Here is a 20,011-nt window from a genome sequence, read left to right on the forward strand (position 1 = left end):
CTTGGGGCGGGGCATGGCACCGATGGTATGAGCAAGGGTTGGGCTCACCGGACTTCCGCCACCCGGTCACCCTGGCCAAGGAACTGATCGCGCTCGACGACATCTCGAACGGCCGCATCACGCTGGGGATCGGCGCCGGCGGGACCGGCTTCGACGCGACGACCCTGCTGCGGAGCGATGAGGTGCCGTGGACTCCGCGGCGGCGCGCCGACCGCTTCGGCGAGTTCGTTTCGCTGCTGGACGCCCTGCTGCGCGGGCCGGCCGGCACCTCGTACGAGGGCCAGTTCTACGCGGCCACCGAGGCGCGGAACGTACCCGGCTGCGTGCAGCGCCCGCGCCTGCCGTTCGCCGACGCCGCCACGGGACCACGCGGGCTCGCGCTCGCCGCGCGCTACGGGCAGGCGTGGGTGACCACGGGGGACCCGAAGCTGTACGAGGCGGGCAGCGCCGCCGGGTCGCTCGACGCCCTCCGGCGGCAGGCGGACGGCCTGGGCCGGGCCTGTGCGGAAGCCGGGCGGGAGGTGGCGGAGCTCGACAAGATCCTGCTCACGGGGTTCACGCCGGAGTTCAATCCGGCCCTCGCCGGGGCCGGAGGACGGCCGTTCGACTCGGTCGGCGCGTTCGTGGACTTCGCGGGCCGGCATGCGGAGCTCGGCTTCACCGAACTCGTCATCCACGCCCCGGTGCCCGTCGACGGGCCGGGGTGGGGTTCGACGCGGCGGTGGCGGACGAGAAGCTGTTCGAGGAGAGCGCTGCGCGGGGCGCGGCCCAGCTGGCGGACTGACAGGCGTCCGGAGCGGGATGCGCCGCCGAGCATCCCGTCTCAGCCGGGCAGGCGCAGGAATGCGGCGGGTACGGCGGAGGTGAGCCACACCCCGTTGGCGCTGACGTAGAAGGTGTGGCCTGCTCGGTGCATCGCCCCCGCGTCCACCGACAGGACGACGGGGCGGCCGCGCCGGGCCCCGACGCGGGTGGCGGTCTCGCGGTCGGGCGAGAGATGGACATGGGTGCGGTTCATGGGGCGCAGCCCCTCGGAGCGGATCGCGTCCAGCGCCCGGCCGACCGTGCCGTGGTAGAGGTACGCGGGCGGCTCCGCCGGCGGCAGGCCCAGGTCCACGGGAACGGTGTGCCCCTGGCTCGCCCGGATGAGGCTGCCCTCGACCGCGAAGCGCTGCTTGTCGTTGGAGGCGACGACATGGTCGAGTTCCGGCCGGGTGATCGGGAAGCGATGGCGGGCCGCTGCGCGCAGCAGCTCGTCGATCGGCACCCAGCCATGGGCGTCGAGTGTGAGCCCGATCCGCTCGGGCTGGTGCCGCAGGTGTCTGGAGAGGTACTTGGACACCTTGACGGTGCGTCTTTCATCCATCCCTTCAGCGTGCTCCCGACACTCTCCGCAGCGCATCCGCATTTCGTCGGCGCTTCAGCGAAGCGATCTTCGCGCAGAGGTTTGATCCACAGCTAACTAGAGTTATCCACAGGATGGTTGTCGATGCTGTGGACAAGCGACCTGCGTATTAGGGGATTTGGGTAATTTGTCCTGATGTTGCGGTGGATGAGGCAAGGGAGTCCAACGTTCTCTTGTTCACCTCCCGTTCGGTGGCCGCCGCAACGAACTCATCGACGTGCTCCTGACCAACCAGATGCTGCACCGCAGCGATTGTGGCCGCCGGCAGGGAGACCGGACCCCGCCCGCCGCCGACAGGCGCTGCGGCGCCGGGCCCGTCCGGCGCGAGGTGGTACTCCAGATGCCGGGTGGCGAACAACCTCATCGCCCGCGCCAGTTCGGCGTCCACGGTCTGCTGGGCGAGCGGACGCAGCCGACGCACCATCGAAGCCGCATCGGCCGCATCCGCGTCGGTCGGCGGACGGTGGCCGAGGTACCGGGCGAAGACGTGCTCGGTGGTGAACTCCAGGAACCGGCCGGCTATCTGCTCGACCTGTCCGCGAAGCTCCCTCAGCTGCCCGGAGATTGCCGGGAGCGGCACGCCGGCCGCGTACAACTCGACTGCGACCGCCAGCTCTTGTGGACTCGGCACGAGGAATTCGTCGTCGCGCCCCGGGACCGGTTCGAGGATGCCCAGCTCCACCGCTTCGGCGACGGCCTGCTCGTCGGCGTTACCGCCGAATTTATCGGCGAGTCCGGCAAGGGTGATGCGGTCGGCCCGCTCGTCGGTCCACGGGCCGTGCACCTCGGCGACGAGCCCGAGCACCCCTCCGAGGCCCCGACCCGTGTCCCACGCGTCGAGCAACTCCTTGATGCTGGCCAGGGTGTAGCCACGGTCCAGCAGATCGGCGATCTGCCGGAGCCGGGCGAGATGGGTGCCCCGGTACACATTGGCCCGGCCCCGCCGCTCCGGCGTCGGCAGCAGCCCCCGGTCCTGGTAGGCGCGGATCGTGCGTACCGTGGCGCCGCTGGCATGCGCCAGGTCCTCGATCCGGTACTCGCCGGCCCCGCTCACAGCGGCGGCTTCAGCCGGGCGAGGCCGCGCAGCGCGCCCGGGCCGACCCGGGACAGGAAACGCGCCGCATGGGACTCCGGCGTCACCGGAACCACGGCCTGGTTGCGCACGACCGCCCGGAGCACCGCGGCGGCGACCTTCTCCGGCGGGTAGTTCCGTCGGCCGTACAGCTTGCCTGCCCTCTGGCGGAGCCGCTGCTCCTCCTCCGCGTCCGTGCCCACGAAGCGTGCCGTGGACGTGATGCCGGTGTTGACGATCCCGGGGCAGATCGCGCTGACGCCGATCGACTTCTCGGCGAGCTCGGCGCGCAGACACTCGCTGAGCATCAGGACCGCGGCCTTCGACGTGTTGTACGCGGGCAGTGCGCGGGACGGCTGGAACGCCGCCGCAGACGAGGTGTTGACGATGTGCCCGCCCTGGCCGCGCTCGGCCATCTGCCGGCCGAAGAGCCGGCAGCCGTGGATGACGCCCCACAGGTTCACGTCGAGGACGTTCTTCCAGTCCTCGGTGGTCGTGTCCAGGAACGGCCCGGAGAGCCCTATGCCCGCGTTGTTGACCAGGACGTCCACCACGCCGTACTCGGCGGCGACCCGCGCGGCGAGCTTCTCCATGGCCTGCTCGTCGCTCACGTCGACCGCTTCGGCCCAGGCGGCCGGGGCACCGGCCTGCCGCGCCGACTCGGCGGTCCGCTCGGCGCCCTCCGCGTCCCGGTCGACGGCCACCACCCGGGCGCCCGCCTCGGCGAAGGCCAGTGCTGTGGCCCGACCGATCCCGCCCGCTGCCCCTGTCACCAGCACGAGCCGGCCGCCGAACCGCTCCGCGTGCGGTCCCTTCGCACCGGCTTCCACCGGGACCCCGGCCTCCCGGGCCGACTCGGTCGCCGTGACGAACTCCCCGACCCAAGAGGCGATCCGGTCCGGCCTGGTGCGCGGGACCCAGTGCTTGGCCGGGAGCGAGCGGCGGATCAACTGCGGCACCCAGGCGTCGAGATCGTCGTAGAGCTGCTCGGAGAGGAACGCGTCCCCGGTCGGCGTGATCAGCTGGACCGGCACATGCGCGTACGCGTCGGTGCGCGGCCGGCGCAGCCGGGCGCGGACGTTGTCGCGGTAGAGCCAGGCCCCGTGCGCCGCGTCATGGGGCAGCGAGGGCGTCGGGTAGTCGCCCGGCGGCACCTTCTCCAGCCGCTCCAGAATGCCGGGCCACCGCTTGCCGAGCGGCCCGCGCCAGGCCAGCTCCGGCAGGACCGGGGTGTGCAGCAGATACACGTACCAGGACTTGGCGCCCTGCCCGAGGAGCTGACCGGCCCGGCGCGGGGTGGGCCGGGCCATCCGCTGCTTGATCCAGTGGCCGAAGTGGTCCAGGGAGGGGCCGGACACCGAGGTGAAGGAGGCGATCCGGCCCTCCGTACGGCTGACCGTCGCGAACTCCCAGGACTGCACCGAACCCCAGTCGTGCCCGACGAGGTGCACCGGCCGGTCGGGGCTCACCGCATCGGCCACGGCCAGGAAGTCGTCGGTCAGCTTCTCCAGCGTGAAACCGCCGCGCAGCGGTTTGGGCGCCGTCGATCCGCCGTGGCCGCGTACGTCGTACAGCACGACGTGCCAGTCCTCGGCGAGCCGGACGGCGACCTCCGTCCAAACCTCCTTGCTGTCCGGATATCCGTGCACGAGCAGGACCGTCGGTCGCGCCGCGTCCCCCAGCTCGACCACGCACAGCTCGATACCGCCCGTGGCCACCCGGCGCTCGCGCGCCCCCGGCACATCGCGCAGATTCACGACGCCACCCTCTTTCCGGACTCCCCCGTGCCCGCAGGCCGTTCGTACTTCACTCGCGAGGCCATGCCACCGTCCGTTCCCTGCCGTGTGCGGTACGTGCCCGTAACGTGACACTGATGAATGTGACAATGAACGGCGACTGCGTCAAGGGGTGTGCACACCCTGTGGACAACCCTCTGTGGGCGTGAGTCCCGGCCACTGCCCGGGGCCGTGCTGTAGTCCTTCGTGAGGTCCCCTTACGGGTTCCCTACAACTCGAGTCTGACGTCGAACCAACCGTCAGGTCTGACGACCGCTGTGGTCCGCGCCACTAACGTCGATCCTGTGAATGTCATCGCTGCCGAAGGTCTGAGTAAGCGGTTCCCCCGGGTGACCGCGCTTGACCGGCTCTCCTTGGACATCGGACCGGGTGTGACCGGTCTGGTGGGTGCCAACGGAGCCGGCAAGTCCACGTTGATCAAGATCCTGCTGGGTCTGTCCCCCGCGACCGAGGGCCGGGCCGCGGTGCTCGGGCTCGACGTGTCGACCAGCGGGGCCGCCATCCGGGAACGGGTCGGCTACATGCCGGAGCACGACTGCCTGCCACCCGACGTCTCGGCCACCGAGTTCGTCGTCCACATGGCGCGCATGTCCGGGCTGCCGCCGACCGCCGCCCGCGAGCGCACCGCCGACACACTGCGCCACGTCGGCCTGTACGAGGAGCGCTACCGCCCCATCGGCGGCTACTCGACCGGCATGAAGCAGCGCGTGAAGCTGGCCCAGGCCCTGGTGCACGACCCTCAGCTGGTCCTCCTGGACGAGCCGACCAACGGCCTCGACCCGGTCGGGCGCGACGAGATGCTCGGCCTGATCCGCCGGATCCACACCGACTTCGGCATCTCGGTACTGGTCACCTCGCACCTGCTCGGCGAGCTGGAACGCACCTGCGACCACGTCGTCGTCATCGACGGCGGAACGCTGCTGCGCTCCAGCTCCACCAGCGACTTCACGCAGACCACCACGACCCTCGCGGTCGAGGTCACCGACAGCGACGCCCATCCCCACGGCACCGACGCCCTGCGCCGTACCCTCACCGAGGCAGGCGTCAAACTCGTCGGCCTGGACGGGCTGGACACGCAGGGGCTGCCCGGCGCCGGCCACATCCTGCTGATCGAGGCCACCGGCGAGGAGACCTACGACCTGGTCCGCGACAGCGTCGCCGGGCTCGGACTCGGCCTCGTGCGGATGGAACAGCGCCGCCACCACATCGCCGAGGTGTTCCACGACGACGAGGCAGCCGCGGCGCGGACCGCGGCGGTGCCGGCCTCGGTCGTGCCGCAGAGCGGCCCCCTACAGCACAGCGGAACCGTCCAGCAGAAGGGGAGCGGTCGCGATGAGCACTGAGACCGGCGCCGCGACCGGGAGCGACGCCTCCCGGATCCACAACATCGGCTACCGCACTTACGACGGCGCGCGCCTGGGCCGTGCCTACGCCCGCCGCTCGCTGTACTCGCAGACCCTGCGCGGCTCCTTCGGACTCGGCCGCTCGGCCAAGTCCAAGGTGCTGCCCACGCTGCTGTTCGGCGTGATGTGTCTGGTGGCGGCGATCATCGTGGCGGTCGCCCTCGCCACCCCCGACACGACGAAGCTGCCCATCAAGTACACGTCGTTCGCGATCTACCTGCAGGCCGTCATCGGCCTCTTCATCGCCGCGCAGGCGCCGCAGGCGGTCTCCCGGGACCTCCGGTTCAAGACCGTGCCGCTGTACTTCTCGCGGCCGATCGAGCACGGCGACTACGTCCTCGCCAAGTTCGCCGCCATGGCCTCCGCGCTCTTCGTACTGACCGGGGTGCCGGTCGTGATCCTCTACATCGGCGCGCTGCTGGGGAAGTTCGACTTCGCGGACCAGACCGAGTGGTTCGCCCAGGGGATGGTCTCGGTGGCGCTGCTGTCCGTGCTCTTCGCCGGTCTCGGCCTGGTGATGGCCGCGCTCACCCCGCGCCGCGGCTTCGGCGTCGCCGCCGTCATCGCGCTGCTGACCATCACGTACGGCGCGGTCTCCACCGTCCAGGGCATCGCCTGGTCGACCGGCTCCGAAGGCGCGGTGAAGTGGCTGGGGCTGTTCTCCCCGATCACGCTGATCGACGGGGTGCAGACCGCGTTCCTCGGGGCATCCTCGGCCTTCCCGGGCGGGAACGGCCCGAGTGCCGGTGCCGGCGTCGTCTATCTGCTCGTTGTCCTCGCGCTCGTCGCCGGCTCGTACGCCGTACTGATGCGCCGCTACCGGAAGGTCGGCCTGTGACCACCATCGAGATCGACCACACCTCCCGCTGGTTCGGCAACGTGGTCGCCGTCAACGACGTGAGCATGACCGTGGGCCCGGGCGTCACCGGTCTGCTCGGTCCCAACGGCGCAGGCAAGTCGACGCTGATCAACATGATGGCGGGATTCCTCGCCCCCTCGACGGGTGCGGTCACGCTGGACGGCAAGGCGATCTGGCGCAACGAGGCGGTGTACCGGCAGATCGGCATCGTGCCGGAGCGGGAAGGCATGTACGACTTCCTCACCGGCCGCGAGTTCGTGGTGGCCAACGCCGAACTGCACGGGCTGGGCGACGCCGAGGCGGCCGCCGCCCTGGCCACGGTCCAGATGGAGTACGCGCAGGACCGCAAGATCTCGACGTACAGCAAGGGCATGCGCCAGCGCGTGAAGATGGCGTCCGCGCTGGTCCACAACCCGTCCGTGCTGCTGCTCGACGAGCCGTTCAACGGGATGGATCCGCGTCAGCGGATGCAGCTGATGGAACTGCTGCGGCGGATGGGCGCGGAGGGCCGGACGGTCCTCTTCTCCTCGCACATCCTCGAAGAGGTCGAACAGCTCGCCTCGCACATCGAGGTGATCGTCGCCGGACGGCACGCGGCGTCGGGTGACTTCCGCAGGATCCGCCGGCTGATGACGGACCGTCCGCACCGCTACCTCGTACGGTCCAGCGACGACCGGGCCCTGGCCGCCGCGCTCATCGCCGACCCGTCGACGGCCGGGATCGAAGTGGACCTGAGCGAGAACGCTTTGCGTATCCAGGCGATCGATTTTGGCCGCTTCACCACACTGTTGCCCAGGGTCGCGCGCGAGCAGGGCATCCGCCTGCTGACCGTTTCACCCTCCGACGAGTCCCTCGAATCGGTCTTTTCCTATCTCGTAGCGGCCTGAGGCCGACAAGGAGCTGTGACGTCATGTACGACCCCACAGTCGCCCGGCTCACCTACCGGGCGCTGCTCGGCCGGCGCCGGGCCGCCATCCTCTTCGTCCTGCCCGCACTCCTGATCGTCATCGCGGTGGCGGTACGGGGGTTCGCCGGGGCCGACGACCAGATGACCTCGGACGTGCTGAGCGGATTCGCCATCGCCACCATGGTGCCGCTGATCGGCGTCATCGCCGGTACGGGCGCCATCGGGCCGGAGATCGACGACGGCTCGATCGTGTACCTGCTGGCCAAGCCGGTGAGCCGCCCGACGATCATCTTCACCAAGCTGATCGTGGCCATCGCGGTGACCATGGTCTTCTCGGCGGTGCCCACCCTGCTCGCCGGCCTGATCCTCAACGGCAACGGCCAGCAGATCGCGGTGGCGTTCACCGTCGCCGCCCTGGTCGCCTCCATCGCCTACAGCGCGCTGTTCCTGCTGCTGGGCACGGTGAGCCGGCACGCGGTGGTCCTGGGTCTCGTCTACGCGCTGGTGTGGGAGGCATTCTTCGGCAGCCTGGTGCCCGGCGCGCGCACGCTCAGCGTGCAGCAGTGGTCGCTCGCGCTGGCCGAGAAGATCGGCGGCAACGGCACGATCACTTCGGACGTGGGACTGCCGCTCGCCACCATCCTGCTCGTGGTGGTCACCGTGGTGGCGACCTGGTACGCCGGGCAGAAGCTGCGCACCCTGAAGCTCGCCGGCGAGGAGTGAGCCCGAACCCTTCCGACATGCGGCAGCCCCCGGCCCTCGGCCGGGGGCTGCCGCATGTCGGACAGTCTTACGCGTAACTGTACGGTTATCGGTGCGTTGTTCACGGTGCGTGGAGGCAACTGGAATCCGTGGCGTCGTAGCGTTCGTGAAATATGGGATGGCCGATGCGGCGAGGAATCATCCGCCGGTCGGTTCTTTGAGTGAGTGGCAACCGTGAGCGTCCTCCGCCCCTGAAGCCCGGGGAGAGGGCTGTCCATTCCCCCGTAGCTTTCACGAACGGAAGGCATGTTCATGTCAACGGAAGTAGCCCTACTCGAATCCCGCGCGCTGCGCGTCGAACAGATGGGGCGCGTCGACGTCCTGGACAAGGTGAAGTGCCTTGTCATGCTCCCGGATGGAATTCACGTTCGCACAGAGGACGTGGCTCGTTACTTCGAAGTATCCACAGAGGCCGTCAAAAAGGTGACCCAGCGCCATCGGGCCGAGCTGGGAGAGAACGGCCTCCGGCTGATCCGAGGCTCTGAACTGGTCGCTTTCAATAGGGACATGTTGTCCCTATTGGATGCTGGACAAGGGAAAAGTTATCCACAGGCCCATGCCCAGCTGACGCTCTACACCCGCCGGACCGTCCTCAACGTCGCGATGCTTCTTCGCGACAGTGACGTAGCCCGGTGCGTGCGTACGTATCTGCTCGACGCCGAGCAGGACCTGCGCGCGGGGTACGCGTCGCTCGAACACCGCGTCACCCGGGTCGAGAATCACCTGGCGGGTGTGGGCACCGCGCTCCAGGAATTGGGGCCGGTCCTCAGCCGGATGTCGCACCGGCTCGACAGCCTCGACCGGAGGCTGGAGGCCACCCATCAGGTCGTCGGCGCCATGAGTGTGCGGCTGGGCGGGGTCTCCGAGGACGTCGTCCGGCTCGACGGCCGCATGGACGCGCTCGCCCGCAATCTGAAGGAGCTGAACCGCCGCAACAAGCGCTGATCCGGCCGCCGCAGGTCCAGCAGCAGGCGTAGGAAAAGGCTCGGGGACCGGGCGGTGCTCTGGTCCCCGAGCCGCACGGCAAGGTGATTGTCTCCTAGGACTCCTGGAGCAGCCGCTCCAGCACGACCGCGATGCCGTCGTCCTCGTTCGACGCGGTGATCTCCTGGGCGACGGTCTTCAGGTCCCCGTGCGCGTTGGCCATGGCCACACCGTGGCCGGCCCAGGCGAACATGGGGATGTCGTTGGGCATGTCGCCGAAGGCGATCGTGTCCGCGGCCTTCACGCCCAGCCGGCGCGCGGCCAGCGAGAGCCCGGTGGCCTTGCTGAGGCCCAGCGGAAGGATCTCCACGACCCCGGGGCCCGCCATGACCACGTCCACCAGATTGCCGACCGCCGCCCGCGCGGCCTTGGCCAGCGCGTCGTCGTCCAGATCGGGGTGCTGTATGTAGACCTTGTTCAGCGGGGCGGCCCACAGCTCGGCCGGGTCCTGGATGAAGACGGCCGGACGCGGACCCTCCTGTACGCGGTAGCCGGGCCCGACCAGCACCTCGCCGTCGAGCCCGTCGCGGCTCGCGGCCAGCGCCAGGGGCCCGATCTCGGCCTCGACCTTGGACAGGGCGAGCCCGGCGAGCTGCCGGTCCAGCGTGAGCGAGGTCAGCAGCTTGTGCTCGCCGGCGTGGTAGACCTGCGCGCCCTGTGCGCAGACGGCCAGGCCGTCGTAGCCGAGGTCGTCCAGGATGTGCCGGGTCCACGGGGCGGCGCGGCCGGTGACGACGATGTGCGCGGCACCGGCCGCTGCGGCGGCGGCCAGCGCCTCGCGCGTCCGTGCGGAGACGGTCTCGTCGTCACGCAGCAGGGTGCCGTCGAGGTCGGTCGCGACGAGCTTGTAGGGAAAGGTCACTTGGCGACCGGTTCCAGCAGCTCGCGCCCGCCCAGATAGGGGCGCAGCACCTCGGGCACCCGGACCGAACCATCGGCCAGCTGGTGGTTCTCCAGGATCGCCACGATGGTGCGCGGCACGGCGCAGAGCGTGCCGTTCAGCGTGGCCGGCGGCTGCACGACCTTCTTGCCGTCGCGGTTGTCGCGCATCCGGACGGAGAGCCTGCGCGCCTGGAACTCGCCGCAGTTGGAGGCGGACGTGAGCTCGCGGTACTTGCCCTGGGTCGGAATCCACGCCTCGCAGTCGTACTTCCTGGTGGCCGAGGCCCCCAGGTCGCCGCTGGCGACGTCGATCACCTGGAAGGGCAGCTCAAGACCGGTGAGCCACTGCTTCTCCCACTCCAGCAGGCGCAGGTGCTCGGCCTCCGCGTCGGCCGGGTCGACGTACGTGAACATCTCGACCTTGTCGAACTGGTGGACCCGGAAGATCCCGCGGGTGTCCTTGCCGTACGTACCCGCCTCGCGACGGAAGCAGGGCGAGAAGCCGGCGTAGCGCAGCGGCAGCTTGTCCGCGTCGATGATCTCGTCCATGTGGTAGGCGGCGAGCGGCACCTCGGAGGTGCCGACCAGGTACTGGTCGTCCTTCTCCAGGTGGTAGACGTCCTCGGCGGCCTGGCCGAGGAATCCGGTGCCCTCCATGGCGCGCGGGCGGACCAGCGCCGGGGTGAGCATCGGGGTGAACCCGGCCTCGGTGGCCTGGGCGATCGCCGCGTTGACGAGGGCGAGCTCCAGCAGCGCGCCCACGCCGGTCAGGTAGTAGAAGCGGGAGCCGGAGACCTTGGCGCCGCGCTCCATGTCGATCGCGCCCAGTGCCTCGCCGAGCTCCAGGTGGTCCTTGGGCTCGAATCCCTCTGCGCCGAAGTCGCGGATCGTTCCGTGCGTCTCCAGGACGACGAAGTCCTCCTCGCCGCCGACCGGCACGTCCGGGTGGACGATGTTGCCGAGCCGGAGCAGCAGGTTCCTGGTCTCCGCGTCGGCCTCGTCCTGTGCCGCGTCGGCCGCCTTGACGTCGGCCTTGAGCTGCTCGGCCCGCTTCAGCAGCGCGGCGCGCTCTTCGGGGGACGCCTTGGGGATGAGTTTGCCGAGCGCTTTCTGCTCGGAGCGGAGCTCGTCGAAGGCGACCCCGGACGACCTGCGCCGTTCGTCGGCGGAGAGCAGGGCGTCGACGAGCGCGACGTCCTCTCCCCGGTTGCGCTGGGAGGCGCGAACACGGTCGGGGTCCTCACGAATCAGGCGAAGGTCAATCACTCCTCCAGGCTACCGGTGTCGGCCTCCCTCGCTGGCGCCGATAGGGATGAGCGTGGCGCTTTGCCCGAATTGCCGGTATTTGGCATTCTGGAATGGATCAAGAGCAGGGATTCGGTCCGTGCGTCGAGAAAGATTCCCTATTCCCCTAAATGGGGCAGAAGGGGCGGGGTTTCTTGACGCATCAGCCTTGTCGGGCGCGGCAGTTGGTTGCGGCTTGTCCACAGGAATGGGTGGCCCGTCAAAGTTATCCACAGGCTGTGGGGGAAGTCTGTGGACGTGGAGGGGGTCATTCCGGCAGTCCTGTGAAAGCGCATGGATTCACAGTTCAAACCCGCTTCACACGCTCGTTCGGGTGGGAATTGCTCGCCCTAAAGGGTTGATCAACGGAATTGAGCTGACACCAGTGGTCCTGGAGCTCCATGGGCGGGTGTGGGCGGACTGCGTGGATTTGTCGACCATGTCGCATTGCGGTGTCGACTTGTCCCCAGGCCGAGGTGCGCCCCTGTGGATAACTTTTCGCTGTAAGGCAATCAGCTGATCCAACCGGCCGCGCGGGCGCGCGACGAGCCGCTGCCCGCCCCGCCGGGCTCCCTCAGGCGCGTCCGTCCTGATTGCGGGCCAGCCAGTCCGAAGCCTCGGTGAACTCGGCGTCGGATGTCCCCGGGCGTAGCGGACGTACCTCCGCCGGCGTCACACCGGCCCGCGGGTACGAACCGAGGAACCGCACGTTCGGGCAGATCCGCTTCAGCCCCATCAGCGCCTCGCCGACCCGGCGGTCGGAGATGTGGCCCTCGGCGTCCACCGCGAAGCAGTAGTTGCCGATGCCCGCCCCGGTCGGGCGGGACTGGATGAGCATCAGGTTCACCCCGCGCACCGCGAACTCCTGGAGCAGTTCGAGCAGGGCGCCGGGGTGGTCGTCCCCCAGCCAGATGACGACGGAGGTCTTGTCCGCGCCGGTCGGCGCCGCGGGCCGGGCCGGCCGGCCCACCAGCACGAAGCGGGTCTGTGCGTTCTCCGCGTCATGGATCTCGGTGACCAGCGGTTCGAGCCCGTACGTCGCCGCCGCGAACTCCCCCGCGAACGCGGCATCGTACCGGCCCTCCTGCACGAGCCGCGCCCCGTCCGCGTTGGACGCCGCCGACTCCCATACGGCCTGCGGGAGATGGGCGGCCATCCAGTTGCGCACCTGCGGCTGCGCGGCCGGGTGGGCGGTGACCGTCTTGATGTCGGACAGCTTGGTGCCGGGCCGCACGAGCAGCGCGAAGGTGATGGAGAGCAGCACCTCGCGGTAGATCATCAGCGGTTCGCCGCTGGTGAGCTGGTCGAGGGTGGTGGTGATGCCGCCCTCGACGGAGTTCTCGATCGGTACGAGCGCCGCGGCGGCCGTACCGTTGCGCACCGCGTCCAGAGCCGCCGGCACGGAGACCATCGGGACCAGTTCGCGGGTGGCGGCTTCCGGGAGCGTACGGAGGGCGACCTCGGTGAAGGTGCCCTCGGGGCCGAGATAGGCGTAGCGCGTGGCGGACATACCGTCACCCTAATGCGCCGTGACGGCTCGAAAGCCCCGGACTGTTGAGCCGTTTCGGCTCAGGACTCCAGAAGCCGCTGCCCCACGTACTCCCCGGCCGCCGCCCCGCCCGGCACCGCGAACAGCCCGCTCGCCTCGTGGCGCAGGAAGGGGGAGAGCGCGTCCCCCCGGTCGAGCTTGCGCTGTACGGGCACGAAGCCGCGCAGCGGATCGGCCTGCCAGCAGATGAACAGCAGCCCGGCGTCCGGGGTGCCGTCGTCGGCGATGCCGTCGTGGTACGAGAACGGCCGGCGCAGCATCGCCGCGCCGCTGTTGCGCTCGGGGGAGGAGATCCGGGCGTGCGCGTTGGCCGGGATCAGGAGCTCGCCGTCGGGCCCCGCCTTGTCGAGGTCCATCGCGGTGGTCTCGGTGCCGCCGCTGAGCGGGGCGCCGTCCGCCTTGCGCCGGCCGATGACCCGCTCCTGGCGCTCCACCGGGAGCTTCTCCCAGTCGTCGAGCAGCATCCTGATCCGCCGGACCACCGCGTACGAGCCGCCCGCGAGCCAGTCGTACGCCGCGTCCTGGCCGCCGGGGACGAAGACCCGCTTGCCGAAGTCGCTGTCGGCCGGCTTCGGGTTGCCGGTGCCGTCGATCTGGCCCATCAGGTTGCGGGTCGTCATCGGCTTGGCGGTGGCGCCGGGGGTGCGGTTGAAGCCGTTCATCTGCCAGCGCACGGTGGCCGTCGAGCCGGCCTCCTTCTGTACGGCCCGCAGGGCGTGGAAGGCGACGAGTGCGTCGTCGGCGCCGATCTGCACCCAGAGATCACCGTTGGACCGCCCGGCGTCGAGGTGGTCGGACGAGAACGGCGGCAGGGGGTCGAGGCCCGGGGGGCGACGGGCGGCCAGGCCCGTGCGTTCGAAGAAGGTGGCGCCGAAGCCGAAGGTGACGGTCAGCGAGGACGGCCCCGCGTCCAGCGCGACACCGGTGTCGTGCCCGCTGCCGTCCGCCGCGCCGCCGGTGACGGGTGCGCCGGCCATCAGCCGCTGGGCCGCGGCGGACCAGCGGCGCATCAGTGCGGCGGCTTCCTTGCGCCCGGCGCCGGCGGCCAGGTCGAAGGCGATGAGGTGACCGCACGCCTGAAGCGGAGTGGTGATCCCCGGTTGATGTTTCCCGTGAAACATCACCTCGGTGGAGCCGACCGAAGTCAGCGCTGTCGGTGTCTCGTCGCGCGTGGCGGCATAGCCGGTGGCACCGCCGGCGGCTCCGAGCACCAGCCCGGTCGCCCCGGCCGCACCCGCCGTGCCGAGCAGCCGCCGCCGGGAAATGGCCCCGGACCCGCTGTCCTCGCTGTTCCCACTGCTCTTGCCGCTCTTGCTGCTTGTGCTGTTTCCGCTCACGGTCCTGCTCAGCCGATCTTCACGTTCTTGTCGACCGTCGTCTGGTCGATGTCCGAGGTCCGCACGGTGACCGCGACGTTCCAGTTCCCCGCGATCGGGAGCTGGAGGCCGGTAGCGGTCCAGTGCCCCTCGGTCAGCCGGACGGGGACGGCCGGGAGGGGGCCGATGTCCTTGGACTTCAGGGTGAAGGCGAGCTTCACCTCGGGGACGTCCATGGCCTTTCCGCCGCTGTCCTCGATCCACAGGTGGAGCACGTTGGCTCCGGTACGGCCCGGGTCGATGTCCATCCGTACGGTGCCCTTGCCGTTCTCGCCGCCCGTGTCGAACGGCAGCGAGAGGTTGACGGGCCCGTCCGCCACGGGTGCGGCGGCCGCCGTCGACGAGCGCGCCTCCTCCTCCGTGCGCCCCGGCTCGGTCGAGGTCAGGACGGTGGTCACGGCCAGCAGGGCCACGGCGACGCCGACCTCGGCCAGCACGGAGCGGCGCAGCGCCGCGCGCCCGGGGTCGGCGTCACGTATCCGCTTCTTCTCGGCCGCGGCCACGGCGGCCCGCTGCCGGGCGAGCTGGGCGGCCCGGCCGGGGTCCGAGGGGTTCTGCGCCTCGGCCGTCTCCCCGGGCCGGGTGGTCTCCGTAACGCCTTCCTCTTCCTCCGCGCCCGGAGCACCGGAAGCGGCGGCCTCTTCCTCCGCGCCCGGAGAACCAGCAGCGGTGGCCTCTTCTCCCGCGCCCGGACCACCGGCAGCGGCGGCTGCCTGCTCCGTGGCGCCGACCCCCGCAAGCCGCCCCGTCCACCGGCGGGACACCGACGCGACCCCGACCAGCACGGCGACGAGCGCCACCTTGGCGAGCAGCAGCTGTCCGTATCCGGTGCCGGTCAGCGCCGACCAGGTGCCGAGCTGCCGCCACGACTGGTAGATCCCGGTCGCGACGAGGAGGACCACACTGGTGAACGCGATCGCGGAGAAGCGCCGTACCGCGGCCTCGGGGAGGTCCGGGGTGCGGTACAGCGCGGTCAGCAGAGCCGTGAGCCCGCCCAGCCACGCCGCGACGGCCAGCAGGTGCAGCACGTCCACGGGCATCGCGATGCCGGGCTGGATGCCGGTCGACGCGTGCTCGGCCAGTGCCCAGGTCCCGGCGATGCCGGCGGCGATGACCGCGCCGCCGATGGCGAGGCCGAAGGTGAGGTCCTTCTTCTCGCGCGGGTCCTCGCGCTTGGCGTACGCGCCGAACAGCACCGCGACGAACAGCGCGCCGGCACCGAGCAGCAGGAGCCGCGAGACGAGCGCGGCGCCGGGCTTGGTGTCGAGGACGGCCTTCAGACCGTCGAGGTCGAGCACGTCCCCGAGCTTCCCGGACCCGGTGTACGGGTTGCGCAGGAGCAGCATCGCGATCGTGGCCGCGGTGAGCGTCATCCAGCCGCCCACCACCAGGCGCTGCAGCGGACGTGCGCCCGCGCCGCGCTGCCAGCAGGCCAGGACGAAGGCGGCGCCGCCCGCGAGCACGATGAACCCGGCGTACGCGGCGTAGCGCGCGATGCCGTAGAGCGTACCGACGAGACCGCCCCCGGCCTCGTTGTCGGGGAGGGCGACGGTGGTTGCGGAGGGCGCGCCGATGGAGAAGGTGAAGGCGCCGGAGACCGGGTGGCTGTCGGCGGAGACCGCCTGCCAGGCGACGGTGTACGTACCGTCGGGCAGGCCGGTGCGCAGGGCGACGCCGTATTTCACGGTGGAGCCGCTGTGCAGGTCGCGCGGGGCGGCCTGGGTGTCGGCGCGCTTGCCCGAGGGGTCGAGGATGCGGATGGAGTCCGCGCTGAGGGCGACCTGTTCGGAGAAGGTGAGGGTGACCTCCTTGGGTGCGGTGGCGACCACCGCCCCGTCCTGCGGATCGCTCCCGGTGAGTGCGGCATGGGCCGACGCGGGGCCCGCGACGGCCAGCAGCAGACCGAACACCGCGCCGACGAGTGCGGCGAGGAGTCCGGCCGCGGCGAGCGGCCGTCGTGCGGCGGACGGGGGCGGCCCGAAGTGCGGGGCGGTGGCTGTCATGGTCTGTCAGTCCCTCACTGCTTCTTCGGGTTGTGGGTGGTCTCCTTCACGGGAAGGTCGACCTTGACCGAGCCGGCCTTCTCGAAGTGCAGCTCCACGGACACCTTCTGGCCCTGCTTGGGCTGCTGCTTGAGCTTCGCGAACATGATGTGGCTGCCACCGCGTTCGAGGTCCAGCTCACCGCCCGCGGGCACGTCGAAGGACGTCACCTCGCGCATGACCTGGTTCTTCGTCTCGTGGATCGTGACGTCGTCCGAGAGCGAGCTGGTGACCGAGGTGAGGCGGTCGCCTCCGGTGCCGTGGTTCTGCACGACGAGGAAGCCGGCCGCCATGTCGTTGACGGGCTGCGGCATGAACGCGCCGATGACCTTCAGCTCCGGCTGCTGCGAGGAGTCGGAGGAGGACGAGCACCCCGCCAGCGTCAGACCCGTGGTGAGGGTCAGGACGCCGGCGAGGGCCGTACGGCGGTTCACGGGTTCTCCCCCTTGACGATCTTGGGGAGGTCCTTGGTGTAGTCGTCGGGCGTGGTGTCCTCGCTGTACAGCACGTACCCCTGGTCGGTCTTCGAGGAGAACGCGATGACCTGCGAGCCGTGCATCGAGACGACCGTGCCGTCCTTCTCCTTCTTCGGCGCGTCCATGCCGATGCCGATCTGCCGGGCGCCCGCCTGGATGGTCGGGAAGTCGCCGGTGAGACCGATGAAGGAGGGGTCCTGGGCCTTGAGCCAGCTGCCCAGCGAGGCGGGGGTGTCCCGCTCCGGGTCGGTGGTGACGAAGATGACCTGGAGCTTGTCCTGGTCGGCTGCGGGGAGGGACTTCTTGGCGATCGCGATGTTGCTCATGATGAGCGGGCAGACGTCGGGGCAGTTGGTGTAGCCGAAGTAGATGAGCGTCGGCTTGCCCTTGGTCTTCTCGCGCAGGTCGTACTTCTTGCCGTGCGTGTCGGTCAGGACGAGGTTCGGCTTGGTGAACGGCTGGTCGAGCACCGTCGCGGCCTTGGTCTTCGCCTCCACCGACACGTCGGCGATGGGCTTCTTGCTGTCGTTGTCGCTGCCGCCGCAGGCGGACAGGGTGAGCGCCGCCGCGACGACGAGCGCCGCGGCCGGCACGATCTTCTTAACCATGGAGCACTTTTCCTGGTGGGTCGGTGGAGCGGGTTGGGCCTGGTCGGGTCAGGTGGTGGTGCGGCGGCGGCCGGCCAGGACGCCGAAGGCGACGCCGGCGACACCGATGACGATGCCGATGACGCCGAGCACCCGGGCGGCGTTGTCCTGGGAGGAGGCCGACGACGCGGTGGTGGTCTTCTCGCTCTGGCCGGAGGCGTCCGCGGAGTCGGAGGAGTCCGAGCCGGCCGCCGCGGCGGCCCCGTGCGCGTCACCGGCCGCGGCCGTCAGCTTGAGGACGGGAGCGGGGGTGTCGGGCTCGTCGGCGCCTTCCTTCTGCTCCTCGATCCAGCGGACGACCTCCTTGTTGGAGTACGTCTGGACGGCCTTGAACACCAGCTGGTCGGCGTCCTCGGGGAGCTGGCCGACGGACAGGGGGAACTGCTGGAAGCGGCCGGGTTCGATCTTGCCGCCGGTCCAGGTGACCTTGGAGACGGCCTCGTTGATCGTCTTGCCGTGCATCTCCAGCGGCTTGGCGAGCTTGCTGGTCGTCACCTCGATGTTCCAGCCGGGCACCGGCTGCGGCATGACGGACGCCAGCGGGTGGTCGGTGGGGAAGCTGACCTCGAGCTTGGTCGTCGAGGCGTTGTCGCGTTCGTTGGGCACCTTGAAGTTGATGACGGCGTACCCGCCCTTGGCGGCCTCGCCCTGCGGCTGGACGCTGACGTGGGCGGAGGCCGTACCGGCGAGCAGCAGCACGGTGGACGCGGCGACACCGCCGGCGAGGGCGATGCGGGAAACGTTCATGACAGGGATCACTCCACAGAGGCACGAAGGAAAGGGGCTCCGGCGCGCGGGTGCGCACCGGCATCGCGACGCCTCTTCCGTACGAGCGGCATGCGTGGACGGCCCGTACGCGCACCGGGAGGTGCGCGGCGTGGGCCGGGGCCGCATCGCCGTGGAGGGCGTCGCGTCAGGCTGCGAGGGCGAGTGCGGGAGGCGGCCCGCGCCTGATCACCATGTGCTGCAACGGATCCCCGGTGGCCGGGCGCGGTGCGTCCACGGCGGTACGGGGGGTGCGCGGCCCGGTCGTGAGTTCGCCGTCCAACCCCGCGCGCAGGGCGGCGACCAGGCGGAACGCGGCTCGCAGCGCCCTGAGTCGCGCCCCGGCCGCGATCTGCTGGGCGCCGTGCGCCGACAGCCGGGCCAAGCGGAACAGGGCGACCTCGCCCCGCCGCAGCAACCAGCCGGTGGCCAGCGCGGCCAGCAGGTGTCCGAGCAGCATGGGAAGGCTGGGCAGCGTTCCGGCGAGGCCGGTTGTGCCGACGGCCCAGAGGCCGTCGGAAGGGGCCGCGGCCAGGTGCTGGTGGGCCTGTGCGGTCACCGTCGCCGGGTCGACGCCCGCGGTGGTGACGATGTGGTGCGCGTCGGCGGCGTCCAGCTGACCGGGTCCGGCGCCGCAGACGAGGCTCGCCGCGAACCGGACGAGCGCGTCGTCACCACCCGTGGCCCGGGGTGCCGCGGTGTGCGTGCCCACCCCGAAGAGGGTGTGCAGGGCGAGCTGTCCGCCGGCCAGGGCCGCCGCGATGGCGGGCAGCGAGCGTTCGCGCCCGGCGAGGGGGACGGCCACCGCGAATACGCCGAGGAAGGCGGCGAGCAGCGTCCACCAGGGGACGGTCGCGCAGGCGGCCAGCGCGTGCCCCGCCGCGGACAACGCGACGCAGACCGCGGTGAACACCGCGGCCCTCAGTAGCCGCAGACCGGCTCCGGCGCGCCCCACAGACCTAGACATGGCCGGGCCATCATCGCACCCGGCCCCCTCCCTCCGTACGGCAGGTCCGGAAGGTCGTCTTCCGGGCGGATTGGGGGCGAGCGGGGCTGTTCGGGCCGGTTCCGCACCGGTCCGGGGCGTTACGGAACGGTCCTGTGGGGCGGGGATACACCGGTGTGGCGCATCCGGCTATCCACCGAATGAGCGCTATCACAGCGCGCGCGTGCTTACGACCGCCCCCGCGTGGCATACGTATCGGTATGTCTAGCCGCAGCCAGGAGGCCGGAGCATGAGCATCTGGTGGTCACTCCATTTGCGGCGCGAAGCTGCGAGCGTTCCGCTCGCCCGTCGGTTCCTGCTCGGCACGATGGAATCCGCGGGCGTGGACCCGGACATCTCCTTCGACCTGTCTCTCGCGCTCAGCGAAGCCTGTGCGAACGCGGTCGAGCACGGAGGGGAGCACGACGACGCCCCCGGCGGCACCGGAAAGAACCGGGACGCCTGGGAGGAGCCGTCCGCCACGGCCAGTGGGCAGTACCGGGTCACCGCGTATCTGGACGGCGAGAAGTGCCGTATCGAAGTCGCCGATTCGGGACCCGGTTTCCCCAGCCGGGGCGGGCCGCCCACGTCGGAGCGGCAGCTCGGAAGCCGGCTGCCGGAACCGCAGTACGCGTCGCACCCGCCCGTCACCGCCGAGGAGGGACGGGGTCTGTGCCTGATCGAACAGCTCGCCGACCACGTGCACTTCGGGAACCGCCCGGGGTGCGCCGGCGCGGTGGTGAGCTTCGACAAGGTCCTGAAGTGGCGGGAGGGCGCCCTGCTCGCGGTGTGAGCGGGGCGCCCTCCGGCGCACGGG

The 20,011-nt window shown here is 70.6% G+C and carries 18 protein-coding genes and 1 pseudogene; 7 read left to right on the forward strand and 12 right to left on the reverse strand.

What is annotated here, in order from left to right; translation table 11 throughout:
* Positions 1 to 44: 44 nt before the first annotated feature.
* Positions 45 to 784: pseudogene (locus E6R18_RS21995) on the forward strand (LLM class flavin-dependent oxidoreductase); the annotation flags it as partial.
* Between the two features lie 39 nt (positions 785 to 823).
* Here the strand turns inward: E6R18_RS21995 and E6R18_RS22000 are convergent.
* The 3 genes from E6R18_RS22000 to E6R18_RS22010 all read right to left on the reverse strand — a co-directional run bounded on the left by E6R18_RS22000 (position 824) and on the right by E6R18_RS22010 (position 4,228).
* Positions 824 to 1,366, reverse strand: a complete 543-nt coding sequence (locus tag E6R18_RS22000) for an RNA 2'-phosphotransferase (RefSeq protein WP_136318619.1) — start codon at positions 1,364 to 1,366, stop codon at positions 824 to 826.
* Between the two features lie 148 nt (positions 1,367 to 1,514).
* The gene (locus E6R18_RS22005; RefSeq protein WP_136318620.1) at positions 1,515 to 2,459 is read right to left on the reverse strand and encodes a MerR family transcriptional regulator; all 945 of its coding nucleotides are present in this window, start codon (positions 2,457 to 2,459) and stop codon (positions 1,515 to 1,517) included.
* The gene (locus E6R18_RS22010) at positions 2,456 to 4,228 is read right to left on the reverse strand and encodes an SDR family oxidoreductase (protein ID WP_136318649.1); all 1,773 of its coding nucleotides are present in this window, start codon (positions 4,226 to 4,228) and stop codon (positions 2,456 to 2,458) included. The genes E6R18_RS22005 and E6R18_RS22010 overlap by 4 nt, the downstream gene beginning before the upstream one ends.
* Positions 4,229 to 4,557: 329 nt before the next feature.
* Here E6R18_RS22010 and E6R18_RS22015 point away from each other — a divergent pair, with 329 nt between their 5' ends.
* The 5 genes from E6R18_RS22015 (at position 4,558) to E6R18_RS22035 (ending at position 9,149) form a co-directional block, all read left to right on the forward strand.
* Positions 4,558 to 5,616, forward strand: coding sequence for an ABC transporter ATP-binding protein (locus E6R18_RS22015; RefSeq protein ID WP_240799818.1), 1,059 nt, complete (start codon positions 4,558 to 4,560; stop codon positions 5,614 to 5,616).
* Positions 5,606 to 6,514, forward strand: coding sequence for an ABC transporter permease subunit (locus E6R18_RS22020; RefSeq protein ID WP_136318621.1), 909 nt, complete (start codon positions 5,606 to 5,608; stop codon positions 6,512 to 6,514). Before E6R18_RS22015 ends, E6R18_RS22020 begins: the two co-directional genes overlap by 11 nt.
* Entirely contained in the window at positions 6,511 to 7,422 is a 912-nt protein-coding gene (locus tag E6R18_RS22025) for an ABC transporter ATP-binding protein (RefSeq protein WP_136318622.1), read from the forward strand. The genes E6R18_RS22020 and E6R18_RS22025 overlap by 4 nt, the downstream gene beginning before the upstream one ends.
* A 23-nt stretch (positions 7,423 to 7,445) precedes the next feature.
* The gene (locus tag E6R18_RS22030; RefSeq protein ID WP_136318623.1) at positions 7,446 to 8,165 is read left to right on the forward strand and encodes an ABC transporter permease; all 720 of its coding nucleotides are present in this window, start codon (positions 7,446 to 7,448) and stop codon (positions 8,163 to 8,165) included.
* Positions 8,166 to 8,456: 291 nt separating this feature from the next.
* Positions 8,457 to 9,149: a hypothetical protein gene (locus E6R18_RS22035; RefSeq protein ID WP_136318624.1), complete on the forward strand. Its 693-nt coding sequence runs from the start codon at positions 8,457 to 8,459 to the stop codon at positions 9,147 to 9,149.
* A 94-nt stretch (positions 9,150 to 9,243) separates the two neighbouring features.
* Here the strand turns inward: E6R18_RS22035 and E6R18_RS22040 are convergent, their stop codons facing one another.
* The 9 genes from E6R18_RS22040 to E6R18_RS22080 all read right to left on the reverse strand — a co-directional run bounded on the left by E6R18_RS22040 (position 9,244) and on the right by E6R18_RS22080 (position 19,176).
* Positions 9,244 to 10,050 carry an HAD family hydrolase gene (locus tag E6R18_RS22040; RefSeq protein ID WP_136318625.1) on the reverse strand — a complete coding sequence of 269 codons (807 nt, stop codon included), beginning with the start codon at positions 10,048 to 10,050 and terminating at the stop codon, positions 9,244 to 9,246.
* Positions 10,047 to 11,336 carry a serine--tRNA ligase gene (gene serS / locus E6R18_RS22045; RefSeq protein WP_136318626.1) on the reverse strand — a complete coding sequence of 430 codons (1,290 nt, stop codon included), beginning with the start codon at positions 11,334 to 11,336 and terminating at the stop codon, positions 10,047 to 10,049. Before serS ends, E6R18_RS22040 begins: the two co-directional genes overlap by 4 nt.
* A gap of 592 nt (positions 11,337 to 11,928) precedes the next feature.
* Positions 11,929 to 12,864: a prephenate dehydratase gene (gene pheA / locus E6R18_RS22050; RefSeq protein ID WP_136318627.1), complete on the reverse strand. Its 936-nt coding sequence runs from the start codon at positions 12,862 to 12,864 to the stop codon at positions 11,929 to 11,931.
* Positions 12,865 to 12,923: 59 nt separating this feature from the next.
* Complete coding sequence (gene efeB, locus E6R18_RS22055; RefSeq protein ID WP_136318628.1) at positions 12,924 to 14,240, reverse strand: iron uptake transporter deferrochelatase/peroxidase subunit; 1,317 nt, start codon at positions 14,238 to 14,240, stop codon at positions 12,924 to 12,926.
* A gap of 8 nt (positions 14,241 to 14,248) precedes the next feature.
* Entirely contained in the window at positions 14,249 to 16,282 is a 2,034-nt protein-coding gene (locus E6R18_RS22060; RefSeq protein ID WP_136318629.1) for a copper resistance protein CopC, read from the reverse strand.
* 14 nt (positions 16,283 to 16,296) lie between these two features.
* Positions 16,297 to 16,755 carry a copper chaperone PCu(A)C gene (locus E6R18_RS22065; protein ID WP_136318630.1) on the reverse strand — a complete coding sequence of 153 codons (459 nt, stop codon included), beginning with the start codon at positions 16,753 to 16,755 and terminating at the stop codon, positions 16,297 to 16,299.
* Complete coding sequence (locus E6R18_RS22070) at positions 16,752 to 17,405, reverse strand: SCO family protein (protein WP_136318631.1); 654 nt, start codon at positions 17,403 to 17,405, stop codon at positions 16,752 to 16,754. Before E6R18_RS22070 ends, E6R18_RS22065 begins: the two co-directional genes overlap by 4 nt.
* Before the next feature lie 48 nt (positions 17,406 to 17,453).
* The gene (locus E6R18_RS22075) at positions 17,454 to 18,191 is read right to left on the reverse strand and encodes a YcnI family protein (protein ID WP_136318632.1); all 738 of its coding nucleotides are present in this window, start codon (positions 18,189 to 18,191) and stop codon (positions 17,454 to 17,456) included.
* Between the two features lie 166 nt (positions 18,192 to 18,357).
* The gene (locus E6R18_RS22080; protein ID WP_206308351.1) at positions 18,358 to 19,176 is read right to left on the reverse strand and encodes a hypothetical protein; all 819 of its coding nucleotides are present in this window, start codon (positions 19,174 to 19,176) and stop codon (positions 18,358 to 18,360) included.
* A gap of 268 nt (positions 19,177 to 19,444) precedes the next feature.
* Between E6R18_RS22080 and E6R18_RS22085 the strand changes: the two genes are divergently transcribed.
* Positions 19,445 to 19,987: an ATP-binding protein gene (locus E6R18_RS22085; RefSeq protein ID WP_136318633.1), complete on the forward strand. Its 543-nt coding sequence runs from the start codon at positions 19,445 to 19,447 to the stop codon at positions 19,985 to 19,987.
* Positions 19,988 to 20,011 lie beyond the last annotated feature (24 nt).

The organism is Streptomyces sp. A1277 (assembly GCF_004795015.1).
In the GTDB taxonomy this organism is placed as follows: Bacteria; Actinomycetota; Actinomycetes; order Streptomycetales; family Streptomycetaceae; genus Streptomyces.

Excerpts from the sequence above, each read along its gene's own strand:
- E6R18_RS22080 (WP_206308351.1), bottom strand. The coding sequence starts at position 19,176 with ATGTCTAGGTCTGTGGGGCGCGCCGGAGCCGGTCTGCGGCTACTGAGG.
- E6R18_RS22030 (WP_136318623.1), top strand. The coding sequence starts at position 7,446 with ATGTACGACCCCACAGTCGCCCGGCTCACCTACCGGGCGCTGCTCGGC.
- E6R18_RS22000 (WP_136318619.1), bottom strand. The coding sequence starts at position 1,366 with ATGGATGAAAGACGCACCGTCAAGGTGTCCAAGTACCTCTCCAGACAC.
- pheA (WP_136318627.1), bottom strand. The coding sequence starts at position 12,864 with ATGTCCGCCACGCGCTACGCCTATCTCGGCCCCGAGGGCACCTTCACC.
- E6R18_RS22075 (WP_136318632.1), bottom strand. The coding sequence starts at position 18,191 with ATGAACGTTTCCCGCATCGCCCTCGCCGGCGGTGTCGCCGCGTCCACC.
- E6R18_RS22060 (WP_136318629.1), bottom strand. The coding sequence starts at position 16,282 with ATGACAGCCACCGCCCCGCACTTCGGGCCGCCCCCGTCCGCCGCACGA.
- E6R18_RS22085 (WP_136318633.1), top strand. The coding sequence starts at position 19,445 with ATGAGCATCTGGTGGTCACTCCATTTGCGGCGCGAAGCTGCGAGCGTT.
- E6R18_RS22020 (WP_136318621.1), top strand. The coding sequence starts at position 5,606 with ATGAGCACTGAGACCGGCGCCGCGACCGGGAGCGACGCCTCCCGGATC.
- E6R18_RS22035 (WP_136318624.1), top strand. The coding sequence starts at position 8,457 with ATGTCAACGGAAGTAGCCCTACTCGAATCCCGCGCGCTGCGCGTCGAA.
- E6R18_RS22070 (WP_136318631.1), bottom strand. The coding sequence starts at position 17,405 with ATGGTTAAGAAGATCGTGCCGGCCGCGGCGCTCGTCGTCGCGGCGGCG.